The organism is Paenibacillus sp. FSL R5-0517, from assembly GCF_037974355.1.
In the GTDB taxonomy this organism is placed as follows: Bacteria; Bacillota; Bacilli; order Paenibacillales; family Paenibacillaceae; genus Paenibacillus.
Window position 1 is genome coordinate 2,557,113 of record NZ_CP150235.1, and the last position, 14,916, is coordinate 2,572,028.

At 47.3% G+C, this 14,916-nt stretch carries 17 protein-coding genes; 16 read left to right on the top strand and 1 reads right to left on the bottom strand.

All coding sequences use genetic code 11. From position 1 onward, the window contains the following. Nucleotides 1–187: 187 nt before the first annotated feature. From MKX40_RS11585 to MKX40_RS11620, 8 genes are all read left to right on the top strand, one after another. Nucleotides 188–637: a YlbF family regulator gene (locus MKX40_RS11585; protein ID WP_036609251.1), complete on the top strand. Its 450-nt coding sequence runs from the start codon at nucleotides 188–190 to the stop codon at nucleotides 635–637. A gap of 325 nt (nucleotides 638–962) precedes the next feature. Then, on the top strand, nucleotides 963–1,367 hold the full coding sequence (locus MKX40_RS11590) for a PaaI family thioesterase (RefSeq protein WP_339241680.1): 405 nt from the start codon (nucleotides 963–965) through the stop codon (nucleotides 1,365–1,367). Nucleotides 1,368–1,445: 78 nt separating this feature from the next. Continuing rightward, a complete protein-coding gene (locus tag MKX40_RS11595; protein ID WP_339241682.1) occupies nucleotides 1,446–2,249 on the top strand; it encodes an NUDIX domain-containing protein in 804 nt (267 codons plus the stop codon). Nucleotides 2,250–2,316: 67 nt separating this feature from the next. Further along, complete coding sequence (locus MKX40_RS11600) at nucleotides 2,317–2,874, top strand: isochorismatase family cysteine hydrolase (protein WP_339241683.1); 558 nt, start codon at nucleotides 2,317–2,319, stop codon at nucleotides 2,872–2,874. Between the two features lie 192 nt (nucleotides 2,875–3,066). After that, complete coding sequence (locus tag MKX40_RS11605) at nucleotides 3,067–4,521, top strand: nicotinate phosphoribosyltransferase (RefSeq protein WP_091017227.1); 1,455 nt, start codon at nucleotides 3,067–3,069, stop codon at nucleotides 4,519–4,521. Nucleotides 4,522–4,907: 386 nt separating this feature from the next. After that, nucleotides 4,908–5,561 carry a hypothetical protein gene (locus MKX40_RS11610; RefSeq protein WP_339241685.1) on the top strand — a complete coding sequence of 218 codons (654 nt, stop codon included), beginning with the start codon at nucleotides 4,908–4,910 and terminating at the stop codon, nucleotides 5,559–5,561. An 80-nt stretch (nucleotides 5,562–5,641) separates the two neighbouring features. Then, complete coding sequence (locus MKX40_RS11615; protein WP_339241686.1) at nucleotides 5,642–6,661, top strand: oxidoreductase; 1,020 nt, start codon at nucleotides 5,642–5,644, stop codon at nucleotides 6,659–6,661. A 74-nt stretch (nucleotides 6,662–6,735) separates the two neighbouring features. Then, nucleotides 6,736–7,290, top strand: coding sequence for a hypothetical protein (locus MKX40_RS11620; RefSeq protein WP_339241687.1), 555 nt, complete (start codon nucleotides 6,736–6,738; stop codon nucleotides 7,288–7,290). 65 nt (nucleotides 7,291–7,355) lie between these two features. Here the strand turns inward: MKX40_RS11620 and MKX40_RS11625 are convergent, their stop codons facing one another. Then, on the bottom strand, nucleotides 7,356–7,874 hold the full coding sequence (locus MKX40_RS11625; protein WP_339241689.1) for a molybdenum cofactor biosynthesis protein B: 519 nt from the start codon (nucleotides 7,872–7,874) through the stop codon (nucleotides 7,356–7,358). A 171-nt stretch (nucleotides 7,875–8,045) separates the two neighbouring features. On the opposite strand from MKX40_RS11625, the gene MKX40_RS11630 reads away from it, so the two are divergent. The 8 genes from MKX40_RS11630 (at nucleotide 8,046) to MKX40_RS11665 (ending at nucleotide 14,891) form a co-directional block, all read left to right on the top strand. Beyond that, nucleotides 8,046–9,176: a GTP-binding protein gene (locus MKX40_RS11630; protein ID WP_339241690.1), complete on the top strand. Its 1,131-nt coding sequence runs from the start codon at nucleotides 8,046–8,048 to the stop codon at nucleotides 9,174–9,176. Nucleotides 9,177–9,249: 73 nt separating this feature from the next. Beyond that, nucleotides 9,250–9,585, top strand: a complete 336-nt coding sequence (locus MKX40_RS11635) for a four-helix bundle copper-binding protein (RefSeq protein ID WP_253433942.1) — start codon at nucleotides 9,250–9,252, stop codon at nucleotides 9,583–9,585. A gap of 256 nt (nucleotides 9,586–9,841) precedes the next feature. Further along, on the top strand, nucleotides 9,842–10,018 hold the full coding sequence (locus tag MKX40_RS11640; RefSeq protein WP_339241691.1) for a hypothetical protein: 177 nt from the start codon (nucleotides 9,842–9,844) through the stop codon (nucleotides 10,016–10,018). 106 nt (nucleotides 10,019–10,124) lie between these two features. Next, nucleotides 10,125–11,855, top strand: coding sequence for an arginine--tRNA ligase (gene argS, locus MKX40_RS11645; RefSeq protein WP_339241692.1), 1,731 nt, complete (start codon nucleotides 10,125–10,127; stop codon nucleotides 11,853–11,855). 5 nt (nucleotides 11,856–11,860) lie between these two features. Next, on the top strand, nucleotides 11,861–12,916 hold the full coding sequence (locus MKX40_RS11650) for an ATP-binding cassette domain-containing protein (protein ID WP_339241693.1): 1,056 nt from the start codon (nucleotides 11,861–11,863) through the stop codon (nucleotides 12,914–12,916). Continuing rightward, a complete protein-coding gene (locus MKX40_RS11655; protein WP_339241694.1) occupies nucleotides 12,913–13,623 on the top strand; it encodes a hypothetical protein in 711 nt (236 codons plus the stop codon). The genes MKX40_RS11650 and MKX40_RS11655 overlap by 4 nt, the downstream gene beginning before the upstream one ends. A gap of 99 nt (nucleotides 13,624–13,722) precedes the next feature. Further along, nucleotides 13,723–14,268: a hypothetical protein gene (locus MKX40_RS11660; RefSeq protein ID WP_053061520.1), complete on the top strand. Its 546-nt coding sequence runs from the start codon at nucleotides 13,723–13,725 to the stop codon at nucleotides 14,266–14,268. Beyond that, entirely contained in the window at nucleotides 14,265–14,891 is a 627-nt protein-coding gene (locus tag MKX40_RS11665) for a YdcF family protein (protein ID WP_339241695.1), read from the top strand. Before MKX40_RS11660 ends, MKX40_RS11665 begins: the two co-directional genes overlap by 4 nt. The last annotated feature ends 25 nt before the right edge of the window (nucleotides 14,892–14,916 follow it).

The following is a 14,916-nucleotide window of genomic DNA, read 5'->3' on the forward strand; positions in this document are numbered from 1 at the left end:
CTGTAGAAGCGAAGCGTTCGCCTTTGTCTCCGAATTTTAACCTTGAACAATTTTCAATCGAAAAAATCCGGAGACAAGAGCGATCAAAAGAACGATCCGACACCGCAGCGGTCACTCAGCAGTCGAATGAGCTTAGTGCAACATCCAGTATTCATCTTATATCATCTCATAGAATGGAGCGATTTCAGTGGCGCAGGAAGAAGTGCAGTACAACCATTACGGAATGCCTACCTACGATACGCGCAATCTGGTCATACGCGACGACATTATGGGAAAAGCCAAAGAATTGGCTGATATGCTCGGAACGAGTGAGGAAGTTAGACAGTTCCAACAGGCTGAAACCAAAATTCGTGATCATGAGCGCATCCAGCAGTTGATCGCAACGATCAAGAAGAAACAAAAAGAGATCGTTGCTTTTGAGAGCTTCAAAAATGTGGAGATGGTCAGCAAAATTGAACAGGAAATTGAAGATCTGCAAAGCGAACTGGACAGTATTCCATTGGTTACGGAATTCCAGCAGAGCCAGAGCGACATCAACTACTTGCTTCAGTTAGTGATCTCTGTAATCCGGGATACGGTTTCCGAAAAAGTAAACGTGGAGGCTGGAACGGATTCACCTCCGACAAGTTGCGGTTAAATGACGGAAGGGTGCGGACGCTGTCCGCGCCTTTTTTGACGATTATAGAATTATAAGTTTTCAGCGGAGCTGAAGGATTCGATAATCGCAAGAAAAGCAACTGCCAAACCACGAATGTGGCATCATCGATAAGGCTTCAATCAGAAGCTTTTCTTACATTGCATAACTCTTAACGTGGAGTGGCTGTCGCCAAGTACTCGGAATATCATTCCAAGCAAAGCTCCACGTTGTGGGGTTATTTTGTGTGGCGCGCTGATTTTTTAATGTTAAAGGCACATGACATCAAGAGAGCATGATACGTACAGTGAAAAAGGAGAAATGAATAATGAGCATTTTGGACAAAATGGTAGAAGACGGAGCCGAACGATTCTGGGGATTTCTCGGATGTCGATATATTAAAGGAGATGGCAAAGAAGTACAGATCGCGTTGACAGCAGGGGAACATCATACCAACTCCATGGGGATTATTCATGGGGGTGTATTAACTTCACTGATGGATCAGGCGATGGGGATGGTTGCAACAGCAGCAATGGAAGTAGATGGCTGTGTGACAACCAATCTGAATGTACATTTTCTCGCACCCATGAAACAAGGGGAATTAACGGTGACGGCTACAGTGTTACATCAGGCTGGACGCAGTGTTACGACTCAATCAGAGGTTCGTGATGCATCAGGCACCTTGGGATGCATGGCTACGGCTACTTTCCGTATAGCACGTCCGAGAACGTAAAGTATGAATCCCGCTGTTGACAAAAGATATTATTATGTCATAATGAAATTATCAAAATGAAAATAGTCGGTGGTGCCCATGAACGAAAACTACGAACACTTCAATTCAGAGAGCGACGAACAAGCAGCACGTGCCTATAGTTCCAAGAAATATCGTACCCCCGATGGAGTTCCTGCGGATATCGTTATGTTCACCTTGACCAAGCGGGAGCGCAAGACGGTGACCAAGACACTTCCCATTCGGGAATTGAAAGTGATGCTGATTAAGCGCAAAGGCTGGCCTTTTGCAGGTAGATGGGCATTACCCGGTGGTTTTTGTCAGGAGAATGAATCCATCTACGGTGCAGCAAAACGTGAGTTGATGGAAGAGACAGGTGTAGACGGTGGACATCTGGAGTACTTGAATGTATACAGTCAGCCGGGTCGTGACCCGAGGGGCTGGATTATATCTCACGCATTTTTCGCGCTTGTGGAGGAATGGATGCTGGATCAACGTCAAGCAGCAGATGATGCTGAGGACGTTGGATTGTTCACGATTCAGGAGGCGTTGCAAGAATTGGAACTCGCCTTTGATCACAGAACAATCATTGAAGATGCATATCGACGCATTCAACAACAGATGCTGGAGACGACGATTGCTCGTCAGTTCCTGCCACGTGATTTTACATTAAGTGAATTATATCAGGTTATTCAAAGTGTTGTACCGGATTTTGAAGAACCAAACTTCATTCGCAAGATTACGTCTACCCGCAGTCGCAAAGGCATTGTGGAAGAAGTACGGGATGAAGAGGGGAACTTGGTGAGTTCCAACCAGTACTCGCAGCGTCCGGCGCAGCTATATCGTTTTACAGAACTCGTGCCACGCCTTTCCATCTACACGTAAAAAGGTGCAGATGTGTCAATTGGATTGAATCAGGATCAACCATTTCTGAGCTAAGGGAGTGTTGACGATGAAAGCACTGATTGTGATTGATTTTACGAATGATTTTGTGACAGGTTCTTTACCTGTAGGTCAGCCGGCGGTAGAGATCGAAGAGACGATTGCAGCTGTAACCGAGGCTTATTGTAATAACAAACATGAGGTAATCATGGCCGTGGACCTGCACGAAGAAAATGATCCGTATCACCCGGAGACGGTACTTTTCCCACCTCACAACATCAGAGATACAGAGGGGAGACAGTTATATGGACGTCTTGCCCAAGTGATGGAAGTACGGAAAAACGATATTCGGTGGATGGATAAGACGAGATATAGTGCATTCTGTGGAACCGATCTGGAACTCAGACTGCGTGCACGTGGAATTACGGATATTGCACTTATAGGGGTATGCACGGATATCTGCATATTGCATACCGCAGTGGACGCTTACAATAAAGGATTTCATATTACGGTATATGAAGATGCTGTTGCCAGCTTTAATCCGGCAGGACATGAATGGGCGCTAGGACATTTTCGTTCCAGCCTGGGTGCTTCGGTGGTTAAGGCGAGTGAGACAGTCCTTGCGTAATTTAATCGATAATTCTGTTTGGTTCTGCCTGTTAAGAACCGGATGAATGTGGTGAATGGTGTATAGAGTTTTACGGGAGACTTGTTTGTTTAATGCGGATGAACAGAATCATGAAGAATGAGTCTCCATATGTTAACCCGTGTCCTCAATTGAAATCTGGGGCACGAGCGGAAGTCAGAGAGGATGAGACAAATGCAGACAACTAGCCTGGCTTTACATACGGATAAATATCAGATCAATATGATGTACGCCCATTGGGTGAATGGTACTCACAAGCGGAAGGCGGTATTTGAAGCCTATTTCCGTAAGCTTCCTTTTGGCAACGGATATGCGGTATTTGCCGGATTGGAACGGATTGTGAACTACATCAGCCAGCTTCGGTTTACAATGGACGACATCAAATTTTTATCCAAACAAGAGGAAAATTACGATCCGGTCTTTCTGGAAGAGTTGCTCCAGTTTTCATTTCAGGGCACGATTCATTCCATGAAGGAGGGAGCAATTGTTTTCCCTGACGAACCGCTCATTCGGGTAGAAGGCTCCATTATGGAGACACAATTGGTGGAGACGGCAATACTTAACTTCATGAATTATCAGACGTTGATTGCAACCAAGGCTTCGCGGATCAAACAGGTAGCCCAACAGGATACGTTGCTCGAATTCGGTACACGGCGTGCACAGGAAGCGGATGCGGCCATCTGGGGCGCACGTGCTTCGTATGTAGCAGGCTTCCATGCAACCTCCAACATGCTGGCCGGAGAGCGCTTCGGAATCCCAACAGCAGGTACACACGCCCATTCCTGGGTACAGAGCTTTATGAGTGAACAGGAGGCGTTTGACGTGTATGCCAAGGTCTTGCCTGATCAGGTTACGTTATTGGTTGATACCTTTGACACATTGAACAGTGGAGTACCTCACGCCATCAAGACAGCCAAGAAGCTAGAGAGCCAAGGCAAAAAGATGAATGCGATTCGTCTGGACAGCGGTGACCTTGCGTACTTATCCATTCAGGCACGTCAGATGCTGGATGAGGCTGGCCTGGATTATGTGAAAATTGTAGCATCCAATGATTTGGATGAAAACACGATTTTCAACCTGAAGGCACAAGGAGCACGGATTGATACATGGGGTGTCGGGACACAGTTGATTACCGCTTCTGACCAGCCATCTTTGGGTGGAGTGTACAAATTGGTAGAACGTGAAGTGGACGGTGCCATGTTGCCTACGATCAAAATTTCTGCCAATCCTGAAAAGGTGTCCACTCCAGGTAAAAAGGAAGTGTTCCGGATCATTGATCCGAAACATGGCAAAGCGATTGCGGATTATATCTGCTATCCAGATGAAGAGCAGCCGCTCCAAGGCGGACCGCTCAAGCTGTTCAACCCGCTACACCCTTACCTGAAAAAAACCGTTACCCGCTACGAAGCGGTCAATATGCTGGAGCCGATCTTTGTGAACGGACGCAAAGTGTATGAGCTGCCTAATCTGGATGAGATTCGGGCGTATCACCGGGAACAGATGAATCTGTTCTGGCCTGAATACCAACGGAAGCTCAACCCGGAGATCTACCGTGTAAACATTAGCCCTGCGGCATGGAATATGAAGCAGAAGCTTATTGCGGAACATGTGAAATCCACAGAGGAATGATCTAAACTTAAGAATGACAAAAAGGCATAACCAGGTAAGAATACTGGCTTATGCCTTTTTGATGATCATGGAATGTATACGTGTTTAGCGAAGGTTGAACGATTCGACGCTTACAAGCAAAATTTCAGCTAAACGCGGTCTGTCTTCAGAAAGTATGTCGATAGACGTTTTTTATATGATCCGATTAACTCGGACCCGTATGTAAGAAATCTCATGGACAGACTGCCAAGGTAGCAGGCTATACTGGAAATGGTCATGCGCAATTCAAAAAGTTATTCTGGAGAACGCAGTAATTATTTCTCGGGAAAGCGCAGGAGACGCCAAATTCTGCATCTATTGATTCAATCCCGCAGCTGTAGGGGATGAAAGTAAGAGGAGGTGCAGACATGAGATGGATATTAGGACTGGTCTGGATCGCTTTTATTGCCTATGCATTGATGCTGGCACCGGGGCAGTCACCTGGAAGTGATCCAATATTCAAAGAACTGATCACCATGCAAAGCAAAGAGCCTTGGTTGCTTACTGTGTTTTCGTGGTTAGGTATTTTCCCGGCAGTTTATGCCTGTATGCTGTTAAGAACATCGGTGAAAGAACGAAGTGGCCGTGTACCGGCTTGGCCTTTTGTTCTGCTTTCTTTTGGACTAGGTGCTTTTGCCCTGCTTCCCTACTATGTGTGGTCATCATCCGCAAATAGAGCTTCGGGTTATACAAGCTTGCATTTTGGTCGTCAGCGGGAGTCGGGTATTGGAAGAGTGGCAGCTCACAAGTTGACGCATGTAGTCCTTCTGCTATTGACGCTGGGGACCGCATTCTACGCCGTGACGCAAGGTCATCCGGATGTATATGTGGAGGCGTTCAAGCAATCATCCTTTGTACATATTATGACGATTGATTTTGTACTGTTGACCTTGCTTTCCGTGATTGCAATATACAGGGACGCCAAAGGCAGTCGACGTTCACCAGCTTGGGCCGCGGCGGGCATTATCCCTATCGTGGGTCCGCTAATCTATCTGTTGACGCTCAGGAGAGATAGAGCTTGATGATTACGTTAAGACTGAATGCGAACAATTCATGTGCTTAATGGAAAAATATATAAAATCCGAAAAAGGAGTGGCTATCGATGAAAAACCATTTTAACGCATATGTTGTTCGTAAAGAAGAGCAGGGCGGAGTGAAAGCGGGTATAGAGCAACTGAAGAAGGAAGATCTTCCGAATGGAGATGTAACGGTACAGGTGCAATATTCCAGTGTCAATTATAAAGACGGACTTGCGACTCTTGAGAAGGGTGGCGTCGTTCGTGAATACCCGATGGTACCGGGAATCGATCTGGCCGGAACGGTAGAAGAGTCCGTGAGTGGACGTTTTGCACCAGGAGATCGGGTAATCAGTACAGGATTCGAACCTGGCGTATCTCATTACGGAGGGTACAGCGAGTATGCTCGTCTGCGCAGTGAATGGCTGGTGCCTCTTCCACCGGGTCTCAGTGAGAAAGAAGCCATGGCGATTGGAACCGCAGGATTTACGGCTGCACTTTCGGTAGATGCGCTGTTACAGGCTGGAGTAACCCCGGCGATGGGCAAGATTCTGGTTACGGGTGCAACGGGGGGCGTTGGAAGTATGGCCGTGGCGATTCTGGCGAAACTTGGCTTCCAAGTAACAGCCAGCACAGGCAAGAAGGATCAGGAGGAGTCATTGCTCCGGAACTTGGGAGCTTCGGAGGTTATTACTCGTGAAGAAGCTGATGCTCCAGCTAAAGGAGCCATGGGGAAACAGCTATGGGCGGGAGTTGTTGATCCAACAGGAGGACCTGCACTCGCGGAGCGATTAAAACAGATTCAATACGGAGGAGCGGCAGCGGTCTCCGGGTTAACGGGAGGCACAGCTTTTGAATCCACGGTACTTCCGTTTATATTGCGTGGTATCCAGCTTATTGGTATAGACTCTGTATATTGTCCGATGGAACGTCGGGAACGGCTGTGGGAACTGCTCGGCGGAGAATGGAAACCGGAGCGTGCGCTGGAACTGGGAATCCGCGAAATTTCTCTAGACCAGTTGCCGCATACACTTGAGACGATACTCCAAGGTGGTGCAGTAGGTCGGACTGTGGTCAATACAATATCAGATATGCCATCCGCATAAGTTTCCAAGTCCTAAGACATGCTAATTCTACCTGATTGGGTCACAGTACATGTGGCTGGAAAGGAAGGATTGGCATGTGTTTTGATAGAAAAAAACGAAGTCTGGTTCGAAGAACAATGAAGTCGATACTTATAAGTGGAGTGTTGATCACAAGTGTCTGGACCCTGGTGGCATGTTCGGCATCAACCATTGAGCAGGAGCGGAAGGTCTACACCCGTGAAGCGACAGATGAAGGGAATGTGCGGGCACAGAGTCAAGGACACGGATTAAACGGTGAATTGGTAAGTGAGATCAGTAAGAGTTTTGAAGCAAAAAGCATTCAGCTGATGAATAATATGTTTGAAGATGATGGCCATGGTGGGATCTCTTATATGTATTTGCTGAATGGAAGTAGTAGACATATCGTGAAAGTCCACATTTTCAGTGATGCAGCAACCCGTGCTGCCGGCATGAAACAAATGTATAGTGAGAATCGTGATGAGGCTGTCTTGGAGAATGCGCTTGGCCGGACAACGATTCGCAGCAAAGGATACGTCTCACTCGTGTATACAGCTTCGGGTGGGGAAAAGGACAAGTATGAACAGGATGTTATGCAGGTGTTCCAACATGTGCTGGGGCAACTAAGGTAAGTAGAGCGAGACAACTCATACTATACCGTACAGCTGAAAATAAACCCGAAAACCCGTCTGATCTTTCAGACGGGTTTATATATTTCACGCATGACATGCCGTAGTTCAGGCAAAATGAGTTTTTCCATGGCCAATTTGACGGCACCTCTGGAACCTGGCATGGAGAATACCGCAGTGCGTCCAATCGTACCAGCAACGGCTCTGCTTAGGATGGCAGCTGAACCGATATCTTCGGTGTAACTGAGAAATCGGAAGATCTCACCGAAACCTGGAAGTTCCTTGTCGAGCAATGAGGATACCGCTTCGTATGTCGTATCTCGGGGAGCAATTCCTGTTCCGCCGCTAAGCAGCACGGCTTCAATATCATCACGAACAGCTGCATCCTGCAGGATGCTTCGAATGTTCTCCGTTTCGTCTGGTGTAATGATGTATTCAACAATCTGATACCCTGCTTCATTCAGAAGCTGATGCATGAGCTGGCCACTGGTGTCCGTGTCTTTGGTGCGCGTGTCTGACACTGTAACAATCATGCACGATACCGTGGTCGGAGCTTCCTGGCGATGTTGTTCCACTGAACTAGTCATGAAACTTCCTCCTTCAATCAACATGTCCTCATAGCATAGACCATCCGTTAGCATCAGGCAATGTACTGGGGAAGAATTGAACATGATTGCATAACGAATGCGGGATGGTGTACACTCGCTAGATACAGATAGATCAGGTTACAAGAAGGACAATCAGAGAGGTGTATACGCATGAATGAAACAATTTTAAAAGAACAATCCATACCTGTATATATACTGTCAGGTTTTTTGGGAAGTGGCAAAACAACACTGCTTGTTCAGTTGATTGAACATTGGCAACAGCAGGGTTTGCGTCCCGCAGTGGTTATGAATGAGTTAGGCGAAGTCAATCTGGATGGTCAGATTGTGGATTCCACCGTTCCCATGACAGAGATGTTAGGTGGATGCATCTGTTGTACCGTTCGTGGTGACTTGGGATTGCAACTTGCTGATCTCGTTCAGGAGGAATCACCTGATGTGATCGTTATTGAAGCAACCGGTGCGGCGAATCCAATGGAGATTCTGGATGCGGTAACGGAGACCTCACTCTACATGCGACTGGAACTGAAAAGTCTCATCACGGTTGTGGATGCAGCACATCTATCTGGTCTGTATCAGGAGCAGAAGGGGCAGACCTTCAAACTAATGCAGGAGCAGATTCGTTGTGCGTCTGTGCTTCTCTTAAACAAAACGGATCGGGTGAGTGCACAGGAACTGCAAGATCTGGAACAGCTTTTGGCAAAATGGAATAGTTTTGCACCTGTAATCCCCACAGTTAAATGTGAGGTGGAAATGGATCTGTTGCTTCGCAGCGGGTCAGACGTGCACGTGCGTGATTCAGCTTCTGAAGCAGGGAAGCATGCTCAACAAGAGCGTCATGTACATACGGAAACCTGTGGTACACATGGCTGTAGTCATGGACATGAACCTGAGCATACACATCATCAAGTCGAAAGCAATGTTACCAATACTGACCTATCCCATAGCCATGGCGTGGCCCATGACCAAGCTCACGAGCATTCCGCTCCTCATGCCTCACACGAACATGTCATGGTTTATACGCACTATTTCAGTCATCCGGTGAACAGCGAGGCGTTTGAACGATTTGTATCCGCACTGCCACGGGATGTGTATCGAGCAAAAGGTATTTTATCATTTAGTGACACGGCGAGCCGCTTTTGGTTCCAGTATGCCTACCGTGAATCGGACTACATGAAGATCACACCTCAGGGAAATGTCCCTAATGTTGCTGTGTTTATAGGTGAACATTTTGACCAAACTGTCATTCGTGACCAATTACTGGAATTGGAAGCGATAAAGTAAGTTGGATGATTCAATATTCCTCCCAACTGGGTATTAAGAAGCATAGCAAACTTTGCCTGGGAGGTAACTTTAAATGACACAACAACAATATCAACAATGTATCGATGCTTGCCTGGAGTGCATGAATGCTTGCAACGTATGTTACATATCGAGTCTGAAAGAATATGATCTGGCGATGCTGCGTGATTGTATCCGTTTGAATCGGGAATGTGCGGAGATCTGCAGTTTTGCTGCACAAGCGATGACACGTGGAAGTGATTTCATTGCTGAAATATGCGAATTGTGTGTGAAAGCTTGTGAAGCTTGCGCCGCAGAGTGTGGCAAACACAACCACGATCACTGCCAAGCATGTGCAGAGGCTTGCCGCAGATGTGCAGAAGCTTGCCGGTTGATGGCAGCAGTAGCATAATTACTATTTCACTGGAACATATAATAAAAACCGATAATGACCTTGGTCCCCTAAGGGAAGGTAGTGAAACACAGGCATCTGAGACGATGTGCCTATGTGTATTGCCTTTCTGTAGGGGATTTTTAATGCAGGTTGCCAAGTCTAAACGTGGTATGTATAATGATGGGAATGAATTGAAACGAAGAATATCAATGATCGGGAGAGTAGCCAGATCCATACATGACAGCGAGCCGGGAGAGGTGGGAGCCGGTATGACATGACCTGTGTGAACCGCACCCGTGAGATGGTTATCCGAAAAGATGTACGTATCCCGATTGGGGATAGGCCAGATCTGTCTGAGGGTAACTCGGCTTGCGACCGTTATACGCATCGAGCGGAATTGGTTCTGCGGGTATGCATGTTGATGCATATGAAGAGCAACCTGTTCACTTAGAGTGGTACCGCGGGAACTGTTAAGTCAGCTCTCGTCTCTTATGTAGAGACGGGAGCTTTTTTGTGTTTATTTTCAGCCACTGATGAATGGATAAGGAGTGTTTGACATGTTGATGAAACAGGCTGCGGCCGATATTGCGCCTTTAACGGGATTGACTGAAGAAGAAGTTATGAGATTACTGGAGGTTCCACCACAAGCGGAGATGGGGGATGCAGCATTCCCTTGTTTTGCATTAGCGAAGTCATTAAAAAAAGCACCGGCAGTCATTGCAACTGAGCTCGCAACGGGATTACAGGCATCTGGAATTGAAGCGACTCCGGCCGGGCCGTATGTAAATATCCGCTTTAATCGGGAGGCGCTCGCGCCGAATCTGCTAAAAGAACTGGGAGATGCCGCATTCGGTAAGCTTCAGCTTGGTCAGGGTTCGCGTGTCGTGATTGATATGTCTTCTCCTAACATCGCGAAACCCTTTGGTATCGGACATTTGCGTTCTACTGTCATTGGTGCAGCACTGTATCGGTTGTATAACGAAGCGGGTTATACCTCTGTAAGTGTGAATCATCTGGGAGACTGGGGAACCCAGTTTGGCAAACAGATTGCAGCATACAAAAGATGGGGCAATGATGAAGCATTGCAGGCAGAACCGATCCGTACGTCCCTGGAACTGTATGTGCGCTTCCACGATGAGGCAGAGAACGATCCTTCCCTGGAGATGGAGGCACGGGAGTGGTTCCGCAAGCTGGAGCAAGGGGATGAAGAAGCACAGCGGTTATGGGCGTTCTTTGTGGAAGTCAGCATGAAGGAATTCAACCGGATGTATGAACGTCTGAATGTACAGTTCGACCATACGTTGGGGGAGAGCTTTTACAATGATAAGATGGGCGCGGTGGTTGAAGAACTCAAGGCGAAAGGTTTACTTGAAGAGAGTGATGGAGCACTCGTGGTACGTCTGGAGGACGAGAACATGCCCCCGTGCCTGATTATCAAAAAAGACGGAACAACCATCTATCCTACACGGGATTTGGCTACGGCGGTGTATCGTCATGAGGTGATGAAGGCAGATCGCTTGTTATACGTGGTCGGAGGCGAGCAGAAGCTGCATTTCCGGCAGGTATTTGCGGTCCTTTCCCGGATGGGGCATGAATGGTCTGCGAAATGTGAACATATCCCGTTTGGATTAATGCGTTTTGAGGGACGGAAAATGTCTACACGTCGCGGTAAAGTCGTCTTCTTGCAGGAAGTGTTGGATGAGGCAGTCGCTCGTGCTTTGCAGATTATTCAAGAGAAAAACCCGAATCTGGAGAACCCTCAGAAGGTAGCTGAGGCTGTTGGTGTAGGTGCTATTATCTTCGGTGATCTGCGCAATAATCGGTTAAACGATGAGGACTTCTCACTGGAAGATGCGGTGAGTTTTGAAGGAGAGACCGGACCTTATGTGCAATATACCCATGCCCGGATTCAAAGTGTGCTTGCCAAGGCAGAAGAGGCGATACGTGTAGAAAATGAAAACCATCTGACTAACGCCAGCCTTGCGGATGGTGAGAATGAAAAAGTGACCACTTCATCCAATATCGGAGATACCGCTTGGGCGTTGCTGAAACTGCTCGGTGAATATCCCGAGTATCTGGCAAAAGCAATTCATCGGAATGAACCTTCGGTCATTGCCAAATACACAATAGATGTCGCTCAGGCGTTCAACCGCTTCTATCACGCCGAACGGATTGCGGATGCGTCATCTGATGTAAGATCCTTCCGGGTGGCATTGGCCAAACGGACTGCCGAACGCCTCGCTTACAGTTTACATTTGCTAGGTGTGCAAGCTCCAGAACGGATGTGATTCCAATGACATGGAGTACACGTGGTCTTTTCAGGAAGTCGGATCAAGCTTCACCAGACTCATCAGTCCGAGGTATACTGCTTCAACAAGTGAGCAAACGATTAGGTTATGCTCAGGTACTGGATCAAATTAATCTGGAAGTGAAGCAGGGCGAATGCGCTGTGATTGTTGGCAGAAATGGCTCGGGCAAAAGCACATTGCTTCGTATGATGGCGGGTATTCTGTTACCTGACAAAGGATCGATTTATCGCACATTGAAGGGTTCTGCAAAGTATGCAGTAGATGGCCTGCCACGTGTACCCTTTACATCTAGGAAGTACTTGTGGGAGATGGGACGGATTCGGGGCATTCGCCCCGAAGAACTACGTGGGCGGATAAGAGAACTTAGCGAACTTTTATATCTTGATACCGCGATCGATCAGAAGTTACTCTTATTGTCCAAGGGCACATTGCAAAAAGTAAATTTGATTCAGGCCCTTTTAGCTGGACCGGGTGGTCTTTTGTTGCTGGATGAACCGTTATCAGGCTTGGATATTCCAGCGCAAGAGGCAGTCGTATCCCTATTGGGGGAATGGAAGGATGAAGGGACATGCATTGTTACAGCTTGCCATGAACCCTTGCTTATCGAACGTTTGGCAGACCAGGTGATTGTGTTGAAGAAAGGCAGTGTGCTCCGCTACTGGAATCGTGAGGATATACTGCAAGCTGGCGAACCGGTTGTATGTATTCAAAGTCTGGCTCCTGCTGGAGAGGATCTGGCTAATGATCCATCCATTTCACATCAACCGGGAGTGTTGTCTTTAGATCGTGATACGAGCTTGGGGAACGCAAAATCTTGGTTGTGGGATTGGAAAGTGGTTCAACAATCCACAGATGATGTCCTCCGAATGATTCTGGCTTCCGGAGGTTCGGTAGTGTCTGTACAACAGGAGGAAAGTCAATTACATATGGAAAGTCTGCTTGGAGGACAACATCCAGCTGTACATGCGAGTCGTGGAGGTGTCACAGAATCTGTGGACTTAAGCTCTTCCATGGATGGTGCGGGGGGAGAAGCCGAATGATCTATCTGACCCGATATTTGTTAAGGCATCACATTCGCTCACAGAAATATTTTGCACCGGTTATCTTTTATATCATTGCCATGTTACTGATCTATTCTTACAAACCCAACCCAATTGCGGACAGTTACAGTGTCACGGCTATGTTGTTATTTCTGGCAGCAGCTTGGCATGGAGTCATGGTGATGAATACCGAACCTGCGAAGCAGTTTCAATTACTGGTCCTTCATGCAGGAAGCAGGCGTAAGGTTGTAACAAGTCAACTCATCTGTGCCTGGATTATGCAATTCATGCTTACCGCAATTACTGTGCTATATCCCGTGTTCGCTGGAATGTTCGAAAGACAACCCACAGGTGAGGAGTGGATGATGACCTGGTTAGGACATCTGGGATTATCGCTGCTGGGATTAGGCATCAGTGTATTCTTTCAAAAATCGTACATTCCCTTGCTTAGTCGCAGTATGCCTGCCCTCATTATTGTATTATTACTATCGTTTATCCAAGGCTCGTTAAGCGAACGTTTGCCTGAATCGTTAGAATGGCTTGGTCGCATACTTCCACCAGCCTTTTATCTGGTTCGTGAGATGATGTTATTTGATGAATCAAAGATGGACTCGTTTGTTTCGGTTATGCTTTGGACTGTGCTCTACGCAATGGGGTTACTGATTATCCATGTGTGGCTGTCCGGAAGAAGAGATCTGCGGGGTTAGAAGACGCGCTTCCCGATAACTTGAATGTTGCTCTTGGTTTGGTTAGGATAGAGGGACATAGAATGGATAACATCGTACGGTTGAAGGAGGCGCTCGCATATGCAAAATACAGATATCCAGAATGGTGACATGCTGGACAGCGAACACTCCAGGGAATTGTTTGCCTATTACGGATTGGCCGTGTACTACGGGCAGGCGCTTGAACAGCAGCTGGTCAATCTAATTTTATTAATGAAAATGTCTCAGGGCAAGGCTGTGTCTGAAGAAGACCTGGAAGATCTGTACGAACGAAAGATGAGCAGTTCACTGGGGCAGCTCATTCACGAAGTACGTCATCATTTTACATTCTCTGAGGAAGAGACACGCCAATTGAATGAATTATGGCAGCAACGTAACCGTATCGTACATCATTATTTCAAGGAACGCATTCATGAGACATTTAGTCCGGAAGGACGATCACGCATGATTAAGGAATTGGAGGATTTCAAAGACCGCGCACAGGAGTTGGAGATCCGTCTTCAGCAATATACGGGTGCCTGGATTGCAGAGCTTGGTCTGGATGCCGAATCCGCAGCAGCTCTGCAAACGCTGGAGCGTATGCATACCGAGAGTATGCAAGCAAGGGCTTTGGAAGAGGATGAATGACAAGCAGACGGATAACGAAACGCTGGATATTAATTATGGCTCTGACTGTAGTATTCGTTGGAATCCTATGGACCGTGGTTACGGCAGTACGAATATCTGCTTATACGGATGAGGATTCATCGAGGGTATCGGATGCAGCAATCATTCTGGGTGCAGCAGTGGAGGGAGATAATCCTTCACCTGTATTTCGTGAACGAATCGAACACGGGATTGAATTATACCGTCAGGGTACAGTTCGTAATCTGCTTTTCACAGGCGGGTCGGCTGCTGATGGAGAACATACGGAAGCTGAAGTGGGTCAGAAGTATGCCATCGCACATGGAGTAGATCCTGCGGACATTCGTATAGAGACCAAATCCAGAATTACCGAGGAGAATCTGGTCAATTCAATTCCAATTGGTGAACAGGCCGGTTATCACACCTATACAATTGTGAGTGATCCGCTGCATATGAAACGGGCCATGAAGCTGGCTGCCGGGCTAGGCATGGATGCCGTTTCCTCTCCGACACGAACAACGGCTTATCGAACCTGGCGCAGCAAGTTTCCTTTTCTCGCAAGGGAGACCGTAATGTACATGGGATATACGATCAAAGGATGGATAGACAATCCGCAGCAGCCGTGAGGTTGCGCGCGGATTGTTTTTTGTC

Excerpts from the sequence above, each read along its gene's own strand:
- MKX40_RS11590 (WP_339241680.1), top strand. The coding sequence starts at position 963 with ATGAGCATTTTGGACAAAATGGTAGAAGACGGAGCCGAACGATTCTGG.
- MKX40_RS11595 (WP_339241682.1), top strand. The coding sequence starts at position 1,446 with ATGAACGAAAACTACGAACACTTCAATTCAGAGAGCGACGAACAAGCA.
- MKX40_RS11600 (WP_339241683.1), top strand. The coding sequence starts at position 2,317 with ATGAAAGCACTGATTGTGATTGATTTTACGAATGATTTTGTGACAGGT.
- MKX40_RS11605 (WP_091017227.1), top strand. The coding sequence starts at position 3,067 with ATGCAGACAACTAGCCTGGCTTTACATACGGATAAATATCAGATCAAT.
- MKX40_RS11610 (WP_339241685.1), top strand. The coding sequence starts at position 4,908 with ATGAGATGGATATTAGGACTGGTCTGGATCGCTTTTATTGCCTATGCA.
- MKX40_RS11615 (WP_339241686.1), top strand. The coding sequence starts at position 5,642 with ATGAAAAACCATTTTAACGCATATGTTGTTCGTAAAGAAGAGCAGGGC.
- MKX40_RS11620 (WP_339241687.1), top strand. The coding sequence starts at position 6,736 with ATGTGTTTTGATAGAAAAAAACGAAGTCTGGTTCGAAGAACAATGAAG.
- MKX40_RS11625 (WP_339241689.1), bottom strand. The coding sequence starts at position 7,874 with ATGACTAGTTCAGTGGAACAACATCGCCAGGAAGCTCCGACCACGGTA.
- MKX40_RS11630 (WP_339241690.1), top strand. The coding sequence starts at position 8,046 with ATGAATGAAACAATTTTAAAAGAACAATCCATACCTGTATATATACTG.
- MKX40_RS11635 (WP_253433942.1), top strand. The coding sequence starts at position 9,250 with ATGACACAACAACAATATCAACAATGTATCGATGCTTGCCTGGAGTGC.
- MKX40_RS11640 (WP_339241691.1), top strand. The coding sequence starts at position 9,842 with ATGACCTGTGTGAACCGCACCCGTGAGATGGTTATCCGAAAAGATGTA.
- argS (WP_339241692.1), top strand. The coding sequence starts at position 10,125 with ATGTTGATGAAACAGGCTGCGGCCGATATTGCGCCTTTAACGGGATTG.
- MKX40_RS11650 (WP_339241693.1), top strand. The coding sequence starts at position 11,861 with ATGACATGGAGTACACGTGGTCTTTTCAGGAAGTCGGATCAAGCTTCA.
- MKX40_RS11655 (WP_339241694.1), top strand. The coding sequence starts at position 12,913 with ATGATCTATCTGACCCGATATTTGTTAAGGCATCACATTCGCTCACAG.
- MKX40_RS11660 (WP_053061520.1), top strand. The coding sequence starts at position 13,723 with ATGCAAAATACAGATATCCAGAATGGTGACATGCTGGACAGCGAACAC.
- MKX40_RS11665 (WP_339241695.1), top strand. The coding sequence starts at position 14,265 with ATGACAAGCAGACGGATAACGAAACGCTGGATATTAATTATGGCTCTG.